This is a genomic window from Janthinobacterium sp. 13 (assembly GCF_002749695.1).
GTDB classification, from domain to species: domain Bacteria; phylum Pseudomonadota; class Gammaproteobacteria; order Burkholderiales; family Burkholderiaceae_D; genus Janthinobacterium; species Janthinobacterium kumbetense.
Genome location: NZ_PEEQ01000001.1, coordinates 5,214,763 through 5,228,535 on the forward strand (window position 1 = coordinate 5,214,763; position 13,773 = coordinate 5,228,535).

The 13,773-nt window shown below is 64.6% G+C and carries 10 protein-coding genes; 4 read left to right on the forward strand and 6 right to left on the reverse strand.

Annotation, left to right across the window (positions count from 1 at the left end; all coding sequences use genetic code 11):
- Nucleotides 1-8 precede the first annotated feature (8 nt).
- Nucleotides 9-1,103 (forward strand): OmpA family protein, encoded by a 1,095-nt coding sequence (locus CLU94_RS22960; protein WP_143451511.1) that lies wholly within the window; start codon nt 9-11, stop codon nt 1,101-1,103.
- 480 nt (nt 1,104-1,583) lie between these two features.
- On the opposite strand, the gene CLU94_RS22965 is transcribed toward CLU94_RS22960, so the two are convergent.
- On the reverse strand, nt 1,584-4,277 hold the full coding sequence (locus tag CLU94_RS22965) for a M1 family metallopeptidase (RefSeq protein ID WP_099667312.1): 2,694 nt from the start codon (nt 4,275-4,277) through the stop codon (nt 1,584-1,586).
- A 252-nt stretch (nt 4,278-4,529) separates the two neighbouring features.
- Here CLU94_RS22965 and CLU94_RS22970 point away from each other — a divergent pair, with 252 nt between their 5' ends.
- Nucleotides 4,530-5,153: a glutathione S-transferase family protein gene (locus CLU94_RS22970; RefSeq protein ID WP_099667313.1), complete on the forward strand. Its 624-nt coding sequence runs from the start codon at nt 4,530-4,532 to the stop codon at nt 5,151-5,153.
- Nucleotides 5,154-5,238: 85 nt separating this feature from the next.
- Here CLU94_RS22970 and CLU94_RS22975 read toward each other — a convergent pair whose 3' ends face one another.
- From CLU94_RS22975 to CLU94_RS22990, 4 genes are all read right to left on the reverse strand, one after another.
- Nucleotides 5,239-7,344 (reverse strand): prolyl oligopeptidase family serine peptidase, encoded by a 2,106-nt coding sequence (locus CLU94_RS22975; RefSeq protein WP_099667314.1) that lies wholly within the window; start codon nt 7,342-7,344, stop codon nt 5,239-5,241.
- Nucleotides 7,345-7,523: 179 nt separating this feature from the next.
- Complete coding sequence (locus CLU94_RS22980) at nt 7,524-8,183, reverse strand: hypothetical protein (RefSeq protein WP_099667315.1); 660 nt, start codon at nt 8,181-8,183, stop codon at nt 7,524-7,526.
- A 12-nt stretch (nt 8,184-8,195) separates the two neighbouring features.
- Nucleotides 8,196-8,825 carry a DUF4304 domain-containing protein gene (locus CLU94_RS22985; RefSeq protein ID WP_099667316.1) on the reverse strand — a complete coding sequence of 210 codons (630 nt, stop codon included), beginning with the start codon at nt 8,823-8,825 and terminating at the stop codon, nt 8,196-8,198.
- A gap of 129 nt (nt 8,826-8,954) precedes the next feature.
- Entirely contained in the window at nt 8,955-9,383 is a 429-nt protein-coding gene (locus tag CLU94_RS22990; protein WP_099668449.1) for a RidA family protein, read from the reverse strand.
- 128 nt (nt 9,384-9,511) lie between these two features.
- Here CLU94_RS22990 and CLU94_RS22995 point away from each other — a divergent pair, with 128 nt between their 5' ends.
- Nucleotides 9,512-10,444 carry a LysR family transcriptional regulator gene (locus CLU94_RS22995; RefSeq protein WP_099667317.1) on the forward strand — a complete coding sequence of 311 codons (933 nt, stop codon included), beginning with the start codon at nt 9,512-9,514 and terminating at the stop codon, nt 10,442-10,444.
- Here the strand turns inward: CLU94_RS22995 and CLU94_RS23000 are convergent.
- Nucleotides 10,428-12,134 (reverse strand): CehA/McbA family metallohydrolase, encoded by a 1,707-nt coding sequence (locus CLU94_RS23000; protein ID WP_099667318.1) that lies wholly within the window; start codon nt 12,132-12,134, stop codon nt 10,428-10,430. The two genes, CLU94_RS22995 and CLU94_RS23000, sit on opposite strands and share 17 nt — an antisense overlap.
- A 324-nt stretch (nt 12,135-12,458) precedes the next feature.
- Here CLU94_RS23000 and CLU94_RS23005 point away from each other — a divergent pair, with 324 nt between their 5' ends.
- Nucleotides 12,459-13,769: an MFS transporter gene (locus CLU94_RS23005; protein ID WP_099667319.1), complete on the forward strand. Its 1,311-nt coding sequence runs from the start codon at nt 12,459-12,461 to the stop codon at nt 13,767-13,769.
- Nucleotides 13,770-13,773: the final 4 nt, after the last annotated feature.

Sequence of the window (13,773 nt, forward strand, 5' to 3'; positions counted from 1 at the left end):
AAGCTACCATGACTTCCTCACTGATACCGACGATGACACCGATGATGACCACGACGATGAAACTGCTGCCGCTGGCCGGCCTGCTGGCCATGGGCCTGGCCCAGGCGGCCACGCCGACCCTGCCGGCGGCGCCGCTGGCCATGCCCCAGCTGCGCATCAGCGACCAGGCCGTCTCTGCCGACCAGCAGGCGTACCGGCTGCTGCAGGAGCGCATCAAGAAGCTCAACGACGGCGGCGTGCGCGTGGGCGACTATTACCTGTCCAAGGCGCAATGCTGGCTCGACGTATCGTTCCACGAATACACGCGCAACGACCGCTCGGCCTTTCCCCTGCAGGCGCTGCAGGAATCGGCGAAGATTGTTGCCGCGCTGGAAGACGGCAGCACGCCCAATCCCGGCGACGCCACGCCGCTGGTGAACGACGCCACGCGCTTGCGCGACGACCTGTGGGCCGGCTTCGGCAAGTTGCGCGCCTCGCCGGGCTTTGCCTGCGCGGCGCAAAAGGTGGCGTGCGGCGAAGTGGAGCTGGCGCATGCGGGCAATGAATACAAGCAGCAGGGCTGGCGCCACGCGAACCCGTACGTGCAACTGGCCGAGGATGCGCAGGCGGCCGCCCAGTCCGCCGCGGCATCCTGTCCTGCCGACCAGCCGAAGCGGGTAACGCCGCCGGACATCTTGCCGCCGCGCATCGAGCATGAACGCATCACCCTGGACATGGACGCCCTGTTCCGCTTCGACAAGGCGGGCGCGGCCGACGTGCTGCCGCAGGGCATCGAGAAGATCCGCGACCTGGCGGCGCGCCTGAAGCAGGGCTATGTGCAGATCGATACGCTGTCCGTGACGGGGCACACGGACCGCCTGGGCTCGGACAGCTATAACCAGGCCTTGTCCGAGCGGCGCGCCTTGACGGTGAAACAGTTGCTGCGCGAACAGGGCATCGCCAATGTCATCAGCGCGTATGGCAAGGGCAAGGCGGAACCCGTCGCCGCTTGCGAGAAGGTGGCGCCGGGCGCGGCCCTGATCGCCTGTCTGCAGCCGAACCGCCGCGTGGAGATCGAGTTGACGGGTATCAAGAGTTCTGCAAAGGAGGGCGGCGCACCTTAGCGCTACGTCATAAGGCGGTCATATGCCGCTGTTATGATGCTTTTGTTGGCACACAGCATGCGGTGCGCAAATCACTACGTTCCGGGAGCGATAGGATGCAGGCATGACTCAACAGCTTAGCCGGTGAGCTCAACCATCGGCACCAGACAGGCCGGCGCAGCGTGAAATTGCTGCGATGGCAAGGCATGCAGGGTGAAAGCGGGAAAATGAAGGGGCTTTAATGAAGTCCTAAGCCTGACTTAGTGAAGGGCTGGCATAGTGGATACATGGCGCACGGAAACCCCGGGCGCAAGGTTGCCGGACACCTCAATGACCGGCACGATTTCCACTTTTCCATGTGTTTTCCGTTTTATCCCTGCGCTCTGAAACAGCGTTTCAACCGGCTGCCGCGACTTGCGAAGCCGGTTTTTTTTGCCCGGATTTTCGTGCAGGGCCGGAAAATGCCCGGCGCCGCCATACTGCGGCGCCGGGCGCGGGCGCTTAACCCGTTTGCTTGGCCAGCCATGCATCGACAGCCGGCAGGCGCTCGGTACGCACCTTGATGCGGTACTTGATGCCGGCCACGGAACTGTCGGCGTCGCCGCGTGCGCTGGCCGGCAGGTTGGCCTGCGCATACGCTTCCAGCTTGGCGATCATTTCCGGCTGCGCCGAGCCGGCGGCCAGGCGGGGGAAGTAGCGGCTGCGCGAACTGGCGTCGATGCGCGCATTGACTTGCTCCAGGTGGGCCAGCGCGAAGTCGAACGCCAGTTCCGGATGCCTGCGCGACACGCGCGAAATCATGGCCGGGCTGTTGGTCACGCCAGGTTCATCCGTCAGCGCCAGCGCCAGCGCGCGCTGCGCCAGGGCCGCGTCGTCGGTCGAGGCCAGCAAGTCGTACAGCTGGTTCTTGACCAGCGGCGTCTTTTCCTGCTGCGCCCTGGCGTGCAGCTGTTCCCAGGTGGCGGCGTCCGCATGCTGGGCCACCACGCCCAGGATGGTGCGGCGCAGCGGCGCGGGCATGGCGGACGGATCCTGTTCGCTGGCCGCGTAGCGGCGGCGCGCTTCCGCGATCACGCCCGGCTCGCCCATGTCGCCGAGGATGGCAATCAGGCGGCCGCGCAGGGTCGCCACGCTCGATGCTTCGCCCGCGCGCGCTTCCCAGCCCGTCTGCTCCATCATCGGCGCCAGGCGCGCCATGGCAAAGCGGGCGAAAGCCTGCTGGCGCGCCGTGTCGCCCGCATACTGTTCATACAGGCCGTTCAGCGAGCCGGCCACGCGGCCCAGCACTTGCGGGTCGGCCGACAGGGGCGTGGCCTTCACCAGTTCCAGGAAAGCGGCCGGGTCTTGCAAGCCCGCCATGCCCAGCGACTGGCTGTCCGCCAGCAAGCCCAGCTGGTCGATCGGCGCCAGGCGCGCGAAGCTGCCCGCCAGCGCGTGCGTGCCGGCCGGCGCGTACAGGGTGCGGTAGTAGCCGCTCTGGCCCGCGTTCACCAGCAGGGCGCCGCAACCGGGCACGTTCAGGGTGGCCTTGCCATTCTTGACCAGCACGCGGGCCAGCTTGCCGTTGCCGACCGTCGACGCGATGACGGGCACTTTCCACGACAGCGGTTTCTTGTCCGGCTGGTCCTTGGAAAATTCCGTCTGCGTCAGGGTCACGCGCGTATTGCCCTTCCTGCACACGGCGTCGCCCACGGTGATCATGGGCACGCCCGGCTGCAGGGTGAAATCATGGGCGATGGCGCTGACAGGCTTGCCCGCGGCCGCGTCGACTTCGCGCCACAGGTCGTCGGATACCGTATTGCCATACGCATGCTTGCGCATGTAGCTGCGCACGGCCGTGCGCCACGTGTCGGCGCCCACGTACGCTTCGAGCATGCTGATCACGGCCTTGCCCTTTTGATAGGTGATGCCGTCGAAGGCCTGGCTGGCCTGTTCCACGGTGGCGATGCGCTGCACCACCGGATGCGTGGTGCGCAGCGCATCCTGGCTCATGGCCGATTCGCGCCCGCCCACCTTGGACAGGGTCGTGTTCCATTCCGGGTGCAAACGCTCCGTGGTGCGGCTTTCCATCCACGAGGCAAAGCCTTCGTTGAGCCACAGGTCGTCCCACCAGCGCATGGTGACCAGGTCGCCGAACCACTGGTGCGCCATTTCATGCGACAGGGTGGTGTAGATGTTTTCCTTGTCCGACTGGGTCGAGATGGCCGGGTCGAGCAGCAAGCCATATTCGAAGGTGAACACGGCACCCCAGTTTTCCATGGCGCCGAAGAACTGGCTGCGGCCCGGCGCGGCGATGTTGTCGAGCTTGGGCAGCGGGTAGCGCACGCCGAAATAATCGTTGTATTCGCGCAGCAGGGCGGCCGACTCGTCGAGCGCGAAGCGGCTTTGCGCCAGCGCGCCCTTCTTCGTGATGACACCCAATTCCGTGCCGTCGGCCATCTTTGTCGCCCGCTCGAAGTCGCCCAGGCCGAAGAACAGCAAATACGTCGACATGCGCGGCGTGGTGGCGAAATACACGTGCTTCATGCCATTGCCCAGTTCTTCGCTGCTGGCGATCGGCATGTTACCGACGGCCATCTGGCTGCTCGGGACGACCACGTCCAGCGCGAAGGTAGCCTTGTAGTCCGGTTCATCCCACGACGGCAGCATGCTGCGCGCGTCCGAATTCTCGAACTGCGTGTACAGCGCGCGCTGGCGTCCTTGCGGCGTGTCGTAGTCGAGCGAGAACAGTCCCGTGGCCTGCGTGCCGATCTTGCCGGTGTAGTCGATGCGCAACAGGTACTCGCCCTTGGCCAGCGGCTCGGCGAAATGCACGGTGGCCGTCTGCTTGTCCGCGTCGATGTCGATCTTGCGCGTCACCTGCTTGCTGCCGCCCGCGCCTTCGATGGCGGCGGCGGCAAACGCCAGGTTCAGGGCATTGAAAGTGATGCTGGCCGTCGGCGTGTCGACGGCCACCTTGATGGCGGCTGCGCCCTTGAAGGTGGAGGCGGCGGCGTCCGGCGTGATCGACAGGATGTAGTGCAAGGGCGTGACCCCGCGCGGCAGCTGCGTGGTGGTGCCAGGGGAGTGGCTGGCCGAGGCGTACTTGGCGGCGGGTGCGGCGTGGCCAGCGCTAAAGGCCGTGACGGCGGCCAGGGCCAGGACGGCGGCGGCCAGTTGGCTGCGGCGGAAACGCGGAGTCGGTGTGCGATGCATGGTATGCCCTTCGTTCATGGGTAAAACGCCCGCCGGCCGGGTAGGCTGCGAGCGTTGATGGCGGTTGGGGGACATCGCTGGAACTGGAAGCCAGCGTTCCCGTACAGCAATCTAAGTGGAAACGGGGGCAAAGTCAACGCGCCAGGAGCGCCGCACCATCACGGTGCGCTGGTATGATGGGCGCCTGACCGCCTTGCCACAGGCCGGTGCCGCACCTGATTGTCAACCACCCTAACGAGACGAGACTTGCACATGAAACTGTATATCAGCCCCCGCACGCCGAATCCACGCCGCGTCACCATGTTCATCGCCGAAAAAGGCATCACCGGCATCGAGGAAGTGGCGCTCGACCTGATGGCGGGCCAGCACCGCGATCCCGCCTTCCTGGCGAAAAACCCGCTGGGCCGCGTGCCCGTGCTGGAATTGGCGGACGGGCGCGTGCTGACCGAGACGCGCGCCATCTGCACTTACCTGGAAGGCTTGCAGCCGCAGCCGAACCTGATGGGCGAAGGTTTCGAGGAGCGCGCGTTCATCGAAATGGCCGACCGCCGCGTGGAACTGCATTTGTTCAGCGCCGCCGCCAACTGGGTGCGCCACGGCCATCCGGCCCTGGTGGCGCTGGAAAACCCGCAGTTTCCCGATTTCGCCACGGCGCAGGCGGGCAAGCTGCGCGAGACGGCGCAATGGCTGGACCAGGTGCTGGCGCAGCAGCCGTACATCGCCGGCGAGCGCTTCACCATTGCCGACATCACGGCCTTCTGCGCGCTGGAGTTTGCGCGCGGCCTGATGAAGTACCGCCCCGGCGCGGAAGGCTTGCAGCACCTGCAGGCCTACCGCGACCGCATCGCCGAACGCCCCAGCGCGCAGGCGAAGTAGGCCCATGAAAAACGCCTGCGCCGGAAGATCCGGTGCAGGCGTTCTGTCTTGCGGGGGCCGTCAGGCCGGGTTTACTTCGACTTCCTTACTTCAGCTGCTCCAGCAGGAAGGTGTAGGTCAGCGCCCACATCAGCGCCTGCTGGTCGTTATTGGCGGCGCCCGCATGGCCGCCTTCCGTGTTTTCCCAGTACAGCACGTCGTGGCCTTGCTCTTCCATCTTCGCCACCATCTTGCGCGCATGGCCGGGATGGACCCGGTCGTCGCGCGTCGAGGTGGTAAACAGCACGCGCGGATATTTCTTGTCCTTGAAGACGTTCTGGTACGGCGAGTACTTGCTGATGTACGCCCATTGTTCCGGCACGTCCGGATCGCCGTACTCTCCCATCCACGAGGCGCCCGCCAGCATCTTGTTATAGCGGCGCATGTCGAGCAGCGGCACCTGGCTGACGACGGCGTTGAACAGGTCGGGACGCTGCACCAGCACGGCGCCCGTCAGCAGGCCGCCATTGCTGCCGCCCATGATGCCCAGGTGGCGCGGACTGGTGATCTTGCGCTGGATCAAATCCTGCGCCACCGAGATGAAATCGTCATACGCGCGCTGGCGGTTTTCCTTCAGCGCCGCCTGGTGCCAGCGGGGGCCGAATTCGCCGCCGCCGCGGATATTCGCCAGCACGTACACGCCGCCTTTTTCCAGCCACGCGACGCCCGTGGTGCCGCTGTAGCTCGGTTTCAGCGACACTTCGAAGCCGCCGTAGCCATACAGCACGGTGGGGTTGCTGCCGTCGAACTTCGTCTTCTTGCCCATGATGGCGAAATACGGCACCTTCGTGCCATCCTTCGACGTCGATTCGAACTGCTCCACCTTGTACGGCGCCGCGTCGTAGTAGGCGGGCAGCGACTTGATCTTTGTCCGCTTGTCGCTTTGCGCCGTGGCCAGGTACAGCGTGGTCGGGTTGAGGAAGTCGGTCACCGTCAGGAAGTACTGGTCCGAGTCGACGGGATCGAGCGCGCTGACGGCCAGGGTGCCCAGCTTCGGCGCATCGACGGCGCGGCGCTGCCACTTGCCGTTCACGTGGCGCAGTTCCGTCAGGCGGTTCTTGACCTTGTCCAGGGTAGTGACGAGGATGGCCGATTTCGTCGCCGTGACATTGTCCAGCGATGACGTGGCCGTGGGCGCGTACAGCACTTCCAGCACCTGCTTGCCCTGCATGAAGGACTTGAAGTCGGTCGCCAGCAATGAGCCTTGCGCATAGGTCTTGCCATTGACTTTCCAGTCCGAGCGCAGGGTGATGACCAGCTGGTCGCGCACGGTGAAGGCCGTCGCGTCGTCCGGTTTCGGCACTTTCTTCAACTCGGCGCCGTCGCGCAGGAACATTTCGCCGCTGTAGAAATCGATTTGCCGCTCGATGAACTGGTGTTCGTGGCCGGGCGTGAAATCCTTGTAGGCGCCCGCGCTCAGGTCGTCGGCTTTGGCTTCATACAGCGTTTGCGCCTGCGCCAGCGGCGTGCCGCGCTGCCACTGCTTGATGATGCGCGGGTAGCCGGAGCTGGTCATCGAGCCGGGGCCGAAATCCGTGGAGACGAACAGGGTGTCCTGGTCGATCCAGCTGGCGCTGCCCTTCGCTTCGGGCAGGGTGAAGCCGCCGTCGACGAAGGCGCGCTTGGCCACGTCGTATTCGCGCACCACCTTGGCGTCGCCGCCGCCGCGCGACAGGGAAATGAGGCAGCGTTCGCCCTTCGGATACAGGCAGGAAGCGCCGCCCCAGACCCAGTTTTCACTCTCGCCGGCGGCCAGCTGGTCGAGGTCGATCACGGTTTCCCACGCGGGTTCGGCCTGCTGGTACTGCGCCAGCGTGGTGCGGCGCCAGATGCCGCGCACGTGCTGGGCATCGCGCCAGAAGTTGTAGTAATACTCGCCTTCCTTGCTGACGTAGGGAATGCGTTCCTTGGAATTGAGGATGGTTTTCAGGCGCGCCTGCAGGGCGGAAAAGCCGGGCTGGGCTTCCAGTTCCTTGGTGGTGACGGCATTGTGCTGCTTGACCCAGGCCAGCGGCTTGTCGCCGAGGACGTCTTCCAGCCACAGGTGGGGATCGGTGTTGGCGGCGGCGGGCGCGGGGGCTTGTGCATGGGCAATGCCCGCTGCGGCCAGGCCGAGCAGCATGCTGCCGGCGAGAATGCGATATGACGACATGTAGGGTTCCTGGTTGGTCCGATGGAGGCCGCGTTGCAGGCAAAACGGCGCAGCCATGGTGCCATGGATTGCTGTGAGGAACCAGTGTCTATGGGCGACTACTTAAAAAATAGCATGCTTTTCCAATATTGTTTGCTGGAATGGAAGCAGGCCGCAGAATCTGCGGCGTGTCGCGCCTTTCAGCATATGCCAGGCCCGATCAGCGAGGTCAAGGTGAGCCGCGTCGGTTCGACATCGCCGCCGTCGCAGTGATAGATCCACAGTGCATCGTTGTCGCGGCTGTCGATGAACAGGATGCGCGTGTTTTCCTCGCCGATGGACAGGCAAGCCGCCAGTTCGGCAAGGCTGAACGGTGCTGCCTGCTTCGACCCCGTTCCCGCCGCTTGCGCCAGGGCCTGCGCAAAGCCGGCCAGCTGCCTGACTGCCAGGTAGCTGGTTCCATCCACATCGACGTCCTGGCACAGCGCGTCCAGGCTGTACAAGGTGAAGGGCTCTTCGTCCTTGAAAATCGCCACGCCGGGTAGTGACTTTGCGCTGCGGAGGTGCGCGAGATAGGCCCGGGGCACGGTCACTTGTTCCCTGGCCAGCAATTTTTCCAGCTGCTTGCCGTTTTTCTTCGCGACTTTGGCGGCCCTGGGCGCAGCCGTCTCGCAAGCCTGGGCTATCCAGGCGACCGGATTGAACTGGAACATCCTTGCACATGCGGGGCAGTGCAGGAACATGAACGTCATTTTCTTGCCGATGGCCGTGTTTAAAAACGCAGCATCCGGGGCATCCATGGCGCTGCTGTCGAAGCGGCGCCCGCAGTCGCCGTCGTAGGGACAAGTAATCTCGGTCATGGCGTAGCGTGTTTAGGCATTGAAGTATTTCTCCATCCGTAAAGCGATTGCTTCTTTTTCTTCGGGAAAAGAGGCGCCGGGATTTTTCTTCCAATAGGCAAGGCCCTCGTTCAGTGCCCACAGGGCTTTTTCCTGCAGGCCCGCCATCAGATAAAAATCGCAGGCCCTGGCATGCGCGTCTTGCGCTTCGACCAGGCTCAGGGCGGCATTTTCCCAATTGGAAAGGCGCTCAAGCCAGGGCAGGGCCAATGTGTGCAGATTGTGCCGCAGGCAGTGCATGACTGTCGCACTCCGGGCCGGATCGACGAGCTGGTGATGCGCTTCGCCGTCCACGCTCGCGCATTGCCAGTTCGGAATATTCCAGTCCGCCACGGCGCCAACGATGTGATTGGCAGGTTCATGACCGTAACGCGCCTTGTGCCACGAGGCGTAGGATCTGGACGAAACCTGATAGTGGCTCCAGAATGCCACGCAGACATGCTCTTCATTATGGCGGTTGGCCTGGAAATGGATGGTCTGGACGAATTCGTTCCGCGCGCGCTTGAAGGTCAGCTGGCCTGGCGAGAACTTGAAGCCCGCTGCGGTCAGCGGCTCCAGCAAGAACGCTTCAATATTGGCGATGATCAGCGCTTTTGGCTTCATTCTGTTTCCTGGCATGGGTTGCTTGCGCCGCCTTGCTGTCAAAATGCTGTCCAAACGGCGCTGTCATGTTGCCATAGATCAGCGCCAGCGCACCTTGCGGCGGGCAATCGTGCGAGGGGAAACCTGCCGCTATTTTTCCTGCACGCTTCCAGGGGCTGTGTGGTGGCCAGGCAGCCTGGCCACCACCTTGATCTCGAACTGGAAACCATACAGCCACGTCACGCCAACGGCCGTGACGGTGGGGTGGGGAGCTTCGCCCCAGTAACCGGCTTGCACGATATCCCAGATGCGCTGGAAGTTGGCCTGCGGGTCGACGATAAAGATGGTCACGTCCTGCACGTCGTCGAACGAGCAGCCGGCCGCTTGCAAGATGGCATTCAGGTTGTCGAAGGCGCGCCGGACCTGGGCTTCGAGCCCGGGTTCGGGCGAACCGTCTTCGCGGCTGCCGACCTGTCCCGACACGAACAGCAGGCCGTTGGCGCGCACGGCGGGCGAATAGCGGTTCTGCTCATACAGGGCTTGGCGGCCCGGAAGGAATACGACGTCGCGTTTCATCAGTTTTCCTTTGTCGATGCAGCGAAGTTGCTGCCTGGAGAACACTTTATCTGCTGCCAGCCTGCTGATAAAGCGGCCAGAATCGCCTGCACTGTTTGTATAATCCAAACAATAGGGTGGCGGAGGTGTGGATGGACAAGTTGGATACGATGCGGGCATTCGTGCGGGTGGTCGAGACGGGCAGTTTTACGCGGGCGGCCGCGACCTTGCATATGAGCCGCACGACGGTGACGCAGCTGGTGCAGCAGCTCGAGGCGCGGCTGCGCCTGAAGTTGCTGAACCGCACCACGCGCAAAGTCAATGTGACGGCCGATGGCGCCGCCTACTACGAGCGCATCGTGCAGGTGCTCGACACCCTGGAAGAAATCGAAACGAGCTTGCCGCATGCCGCTGCCTTGCCGCGTGGCCAGTTGCGCGTGGACGTGCCCAGTCCGCTCGCCGCTTTGCTGCTGGTGCCGGCGCTGCCCGGGTTTCATGCGCGGTATCCCGATATTGTGCTCGACATGGGCGCCAGCGACCGCATGGTCGACGTGATCGGCGACAATGTCGATTGCGTGATACGTGGCGGTGACATCACCGACCAGTCGCTGATGGCGCGCAAGCTGGCCGACTTGCCGCTGGGCGTGTATGCGGCGCCTGCCTACCTGCAACGGGTGGGCACGCCCTTGCATCCGCTGGACTTGCAGGACAGCGCGCACCGCATCGTGCGCTTTCGCTGGGGACGCAGCGGCAACGGCTTTCCGTACGTGATGCATCGCGAGGGCAAGAGCGTGAAGATCCACGGCCAGTACGTGCTGTCGATCGACGACGGCAACGCCTACCTGGCGGCCGGGGTGGCGGGGCTGGGCGTGCTGTGGCTGCCCGATTATATGGCGCGGCCGCACGTGGCCAGGGGCGAGCTGCTGCCGCTGTTCCCCGCATGGACGGTCGACGCCATGCCGCTCCATCTCGCCTATCCGCCGAACCGCCATGTCAGCAAGAAACTGCGCGTCTTCATCGACTGGGTCGCCGAACTGATGGCCCGGCATTCCGCCCCCGCTGTCACCGTCACGGCAACTGATTGACCCACACGGGCGCCGACCAGACGATATTGCCGTCGTCCTGCGTCAGCCGCGCGTAATAGAAATGGGGGCCGGGCGCGGGCGTGAGGGTGAGCTCGGCCTGCTCCGATACCTGTGTGACGGAGCCATTGCTTCCCGGCATGCCGTGGAAAATGGCGATGGCGGCCGCCTGCCGCCCCGCGCTGTTGCTGAAGCTGATGGCCAGGTGCAAGGGACCGTGGTTGTCGAAGCGCTCGCCCATCAGCTTGCCGTTGGCCGTGAACAGCAGTTGCGCGTGCTTGTCCATGGTGGCAAACACGCGGCGCGCGCGCAGCGCTTCGAGGAAGCCGTCGCGTGACACGGGCGTGCCGGCGGCCGGGCTGGCCACCAGTACGGCCGTGCGGTTGCCGTAAGCCGCGCCCCAGTTGGCGCAGTGGTTGTCCTGGTTGCTGCTGAAGGCCACGTGGTAGCCGGCCGCCAGGGCCCGGTTGCAGGCCGCCTCGTAATTGCTGCGCCGCGTCTCCGTTTCCTCGTCGTTGGTGGAAAAAGCGGACGTGTTCATGACTTCGCACAATACCATGGCCGCGTCGCCATCCGGCGTGTAGCCCAGCGGCTGGCCATCGACGAGAAACTGGCCCGCATAGGCGGGGTGGTTGAATTGCCCGATCCAGCCCCGTTCGCGCATCAGCGCGTACAGGCCAGCGTAATCGCTTTTCGGCGTTTCCACGTCGGCCAGCAGCTCGCCCAGGGCATTCCTTTCCCAGCCCAGCAACTGGTCGCTATTGAAGATGTTCAGGTGGCCGCCCTTGTTGATGACGCCCCATTCCATGCCATACAGGGCCAGGAAGCCGGGATGGGCGGCGGTATACGCGGCCGCTTCGGCCAGCCCCGTCTGGTACAAGGCTGTCGCTTCGGCCGGGATGGCAGCGGCGTTGGTGCCATCGGAACCGTCATACATATGGTTGTGCTCGGATGTCAACAGGGCGTCGAGTCCATGTTGCTGCGCATATTTGTAGGCATCGATGGGACCGAAGGGCGCCGTTTGCGGTTCCTGCGCGCCATGACAGGCATCGAGCGCCGCGCCGCCGTCGCTGTGGCGCGTCTGGCTGTGCAGGTTGGCGTAGACGATGCGGTACGCAAGCTGGCCATCCAGGCTGGGCAGCTGCTGCAAGCCCGCCTGGAAGGCGGGCACCCTGGGCGCCGTGTTTGCGCCCCGCTGCACCTGGATGTGCCATTGCTGTTCCACCTGCGCTTCCTGCGGCGTGCCGGCATCGGCCACGGCCAGCAGGCGCAGTTCATATAAACCGTCCGGGACCGGCACGCGCCGTGCGCGCGCATCGGCGTCGGCGCGGCCATCCCAGGGCAAGGTGACGCTCTGGCCGCCGGCCCCTACCTGTTCCGTGCCCGACCAGTGCCGCAGCACGGCGCCTTGCGGCCCCGGGCCGGACAAGGTCAAGGTCCAGCGCACCGCATGCGCGCGCCCCGCGTCGGGATAGGCGAGGCGGACCAGAAAGGTGCGCGCCTGCGTTGTCCGTGCCCCGGGCGCGGCGCGGAAGGGCGCGACGACAGTGGCGTCGAGTTCGCTGTGTTCCTTCGGCTCTTGCGCGGCGGCGCTGTTGCTCCACGTTATGAGCAACACGCCGGCACACACGCAAGCGAGCCACGGCGGCCAGGGCGACCAGGGTGGCCGCCAGCGGCGCAGTGTCTTGAGCATCGTGGCCTCCCGCAACTGCTTCAGATGGTAAGTTAGACAAGAGTTGCTACGTGCCGGTTCCCGCATGCACCAGCAAGTGGCGTGCTTGCACCGTGATTGGCCATGATCTGGCGCAAAGCCAGTGCAAATGGTGCCGCGTACCCCTGAAAAAGCTGGCACGGCGCTTGCTACACAAGAGATACGGATCAACGGCGATCCCCTGAATAAACGCACAACGGTCCAACGACGGACCACATGGACAACGGCGTCCGCCCAGGCTGATTTTTTTGATCGGCGGGGGCGGGCGCCGTTTTGTTTTATCAACGGGATACTTCGGGAACCATCATGGCCAGCCAAAAAGCAACGCGCATCGCGCTCTTCTCCCTTGCCACGCCGCCCATGCGCGCATTCCACCTGACGTGGATGGCATTTTTCGTGTGTTTCTTCGCCTGGTTCGCCTGCGCACCCCTGATGCCTGTCATCAAGGGCGAGTTCGGCCTTTCCTTGGCGCAAGTGGCAAATATCAATATCGCGGCCGTCGCCATCACCATCCTCGTGCGCCTGATCGTGGGGCCCTTGTGCGACCGCTACGGCCCGCGCAAGACCTACACGGGCTTGCTGCTGCTGGGCGCCATACCCGTGCTGGGCGTGGCCGCGTCGCAAAGCTATGAAAGCTTCCTGTTCTTCCGCCTGGGCATCGGCGCCGTCGGCGCCAGCTTTGTCATTACGCAATATCACACCTCCGTGATGTTTGCGCCCCGCGTGGTGGGCACGGCGAATGCGGCCGCCGCCGGCTGGGGCAATGCGGGCGGCGGCGCGGCGCAGGCATTGATGCCCTTGCTGCTGGGCGCCGTGCTGATGCTGGGCGTGTCCGAATCGATGGGCTGGCGCATCGCGCTGCTGGTGCCGGGCGTGCTGATGCTGGTGATGGCTGCCCTCTACTGGCGCTATACGCAGGATTGCCCGGAAGGCAATTACGCGGACTTGCGCGCCGCCGGCGCGGCTATCGAGGGTGGAAAGGCCGGACATGCTCCGGCCGGTGGCTGGGACAGCTTCAAGGCCGCCAGCAGCAATTATCGCGTGTGGCTGCTGTTCGTCACCTACGGCGCCTGCTTCGGCATCGAAATCTTCATCCACAATATCGCCGCCGTGTACTACGTCGACCATTTCGGCCTGTCCTTGAAATCGGCGGGACTGGCCGCCGGCAGCTTCGGCTTGCTGGCCCTGTTTGCCCGGGCTTTGGGCGGCTGGATGTCGGATAAATTGGCCCTGCGCGGCAATTTGAACAGCCGCGTGACCCTGCTGTTCATGCTGATGATCGGCGAAGGCGTGGGCTTGCTGTGGTTTGCCAAGGTCGACAGCGTCACGTATGCCGTCATCGCCATGCTGGTCTTCGGCCTGTTCACCCACATGGCGTGCGGCGCGACCTATGCGCTGGTGCCCTTCATCGACAGCCGCGCGCTGGGCGGCGTGGCCGGCATCATCGGCGCGGGCGGCAACGTGGGCGCCGTGGCGGCCGGTTTCCTGATGAAGGGCACGGGCGACATCCGCCAGACCTTGATCATCCTCAGCGCGCTGGTGGTGATCTCGGCCCTGTGCGCCATCGCCGTGCGTTTTACGCGCGAAGCGGCCGAACCGAACATGGCCGCGGCCTGAGGAG

Bases quoted from the DNA above. Each gene is read 5' to 3' on its own strand.
- CLU94_RS22960 (WP_143451511.1), top strand. From the start codon at position 9: ATGACTTCCTCACTGATACCGACGATGACACCGATGATGACCACGACG.
- CLU94_RS22965 (WP_099667312.1), bottom strand. From the start codon at position 4,277: ATGCATCGCACACCGACTCCGCGTTTCCGCCGCAGCCAACTGGCCGCC.
- CLU94_RS22970 (WP_099667313.1), top strand. From the start codon at position 4,530: ATGAAACTGTATATCAGCCCCCGCACGCCGAATCCACGCCGCGTCACC.
- CLU94_RS22975 (WP_099667314.1), bottom strand. From the start codon at position 7,344: ATGTCGTCATATCGCATTCTCGCCGGCAGCATGCTGCTCGGCCTGGCC.
- CLU94_RS22980 (WP_099667315.1), bottom strand. From the start codon at position 8,183: ATGACCGAGATTACTTGTCCCTACGACGGCGACTGCGGGCGCCGCTTC.
- CLU94_RS22985 (WP_099667316.1), bottom strand. From the start codon at position 8,825: ATGAAGCCAAAAGCGCTGATCATCGCCAATATTGAAGCGTTCTTGCTG.
- CLU94_RS22995 (WP_099667317.1), top strand. From the start codon at position 9,512: ATGGACAAGTTGGATACGATGCGGGCATTCGTGCGGGTGGTCGAGACG.
- CLU94_RS23000 (WP_099667318.1), bottom strand. From the start codon at position 12,134: ATGCTCAAGACACTGCGCCGCTGGCGGCCACCCTGGTCGCCCTGGCCG.
- CLU94_RS23005 (WP_099667319.1), top strand. From the start codon at position 12,459: ATGGCCAGCCAAAAAGCAACGCGCATCGCGCTCTTCTCCCTTGCCACG.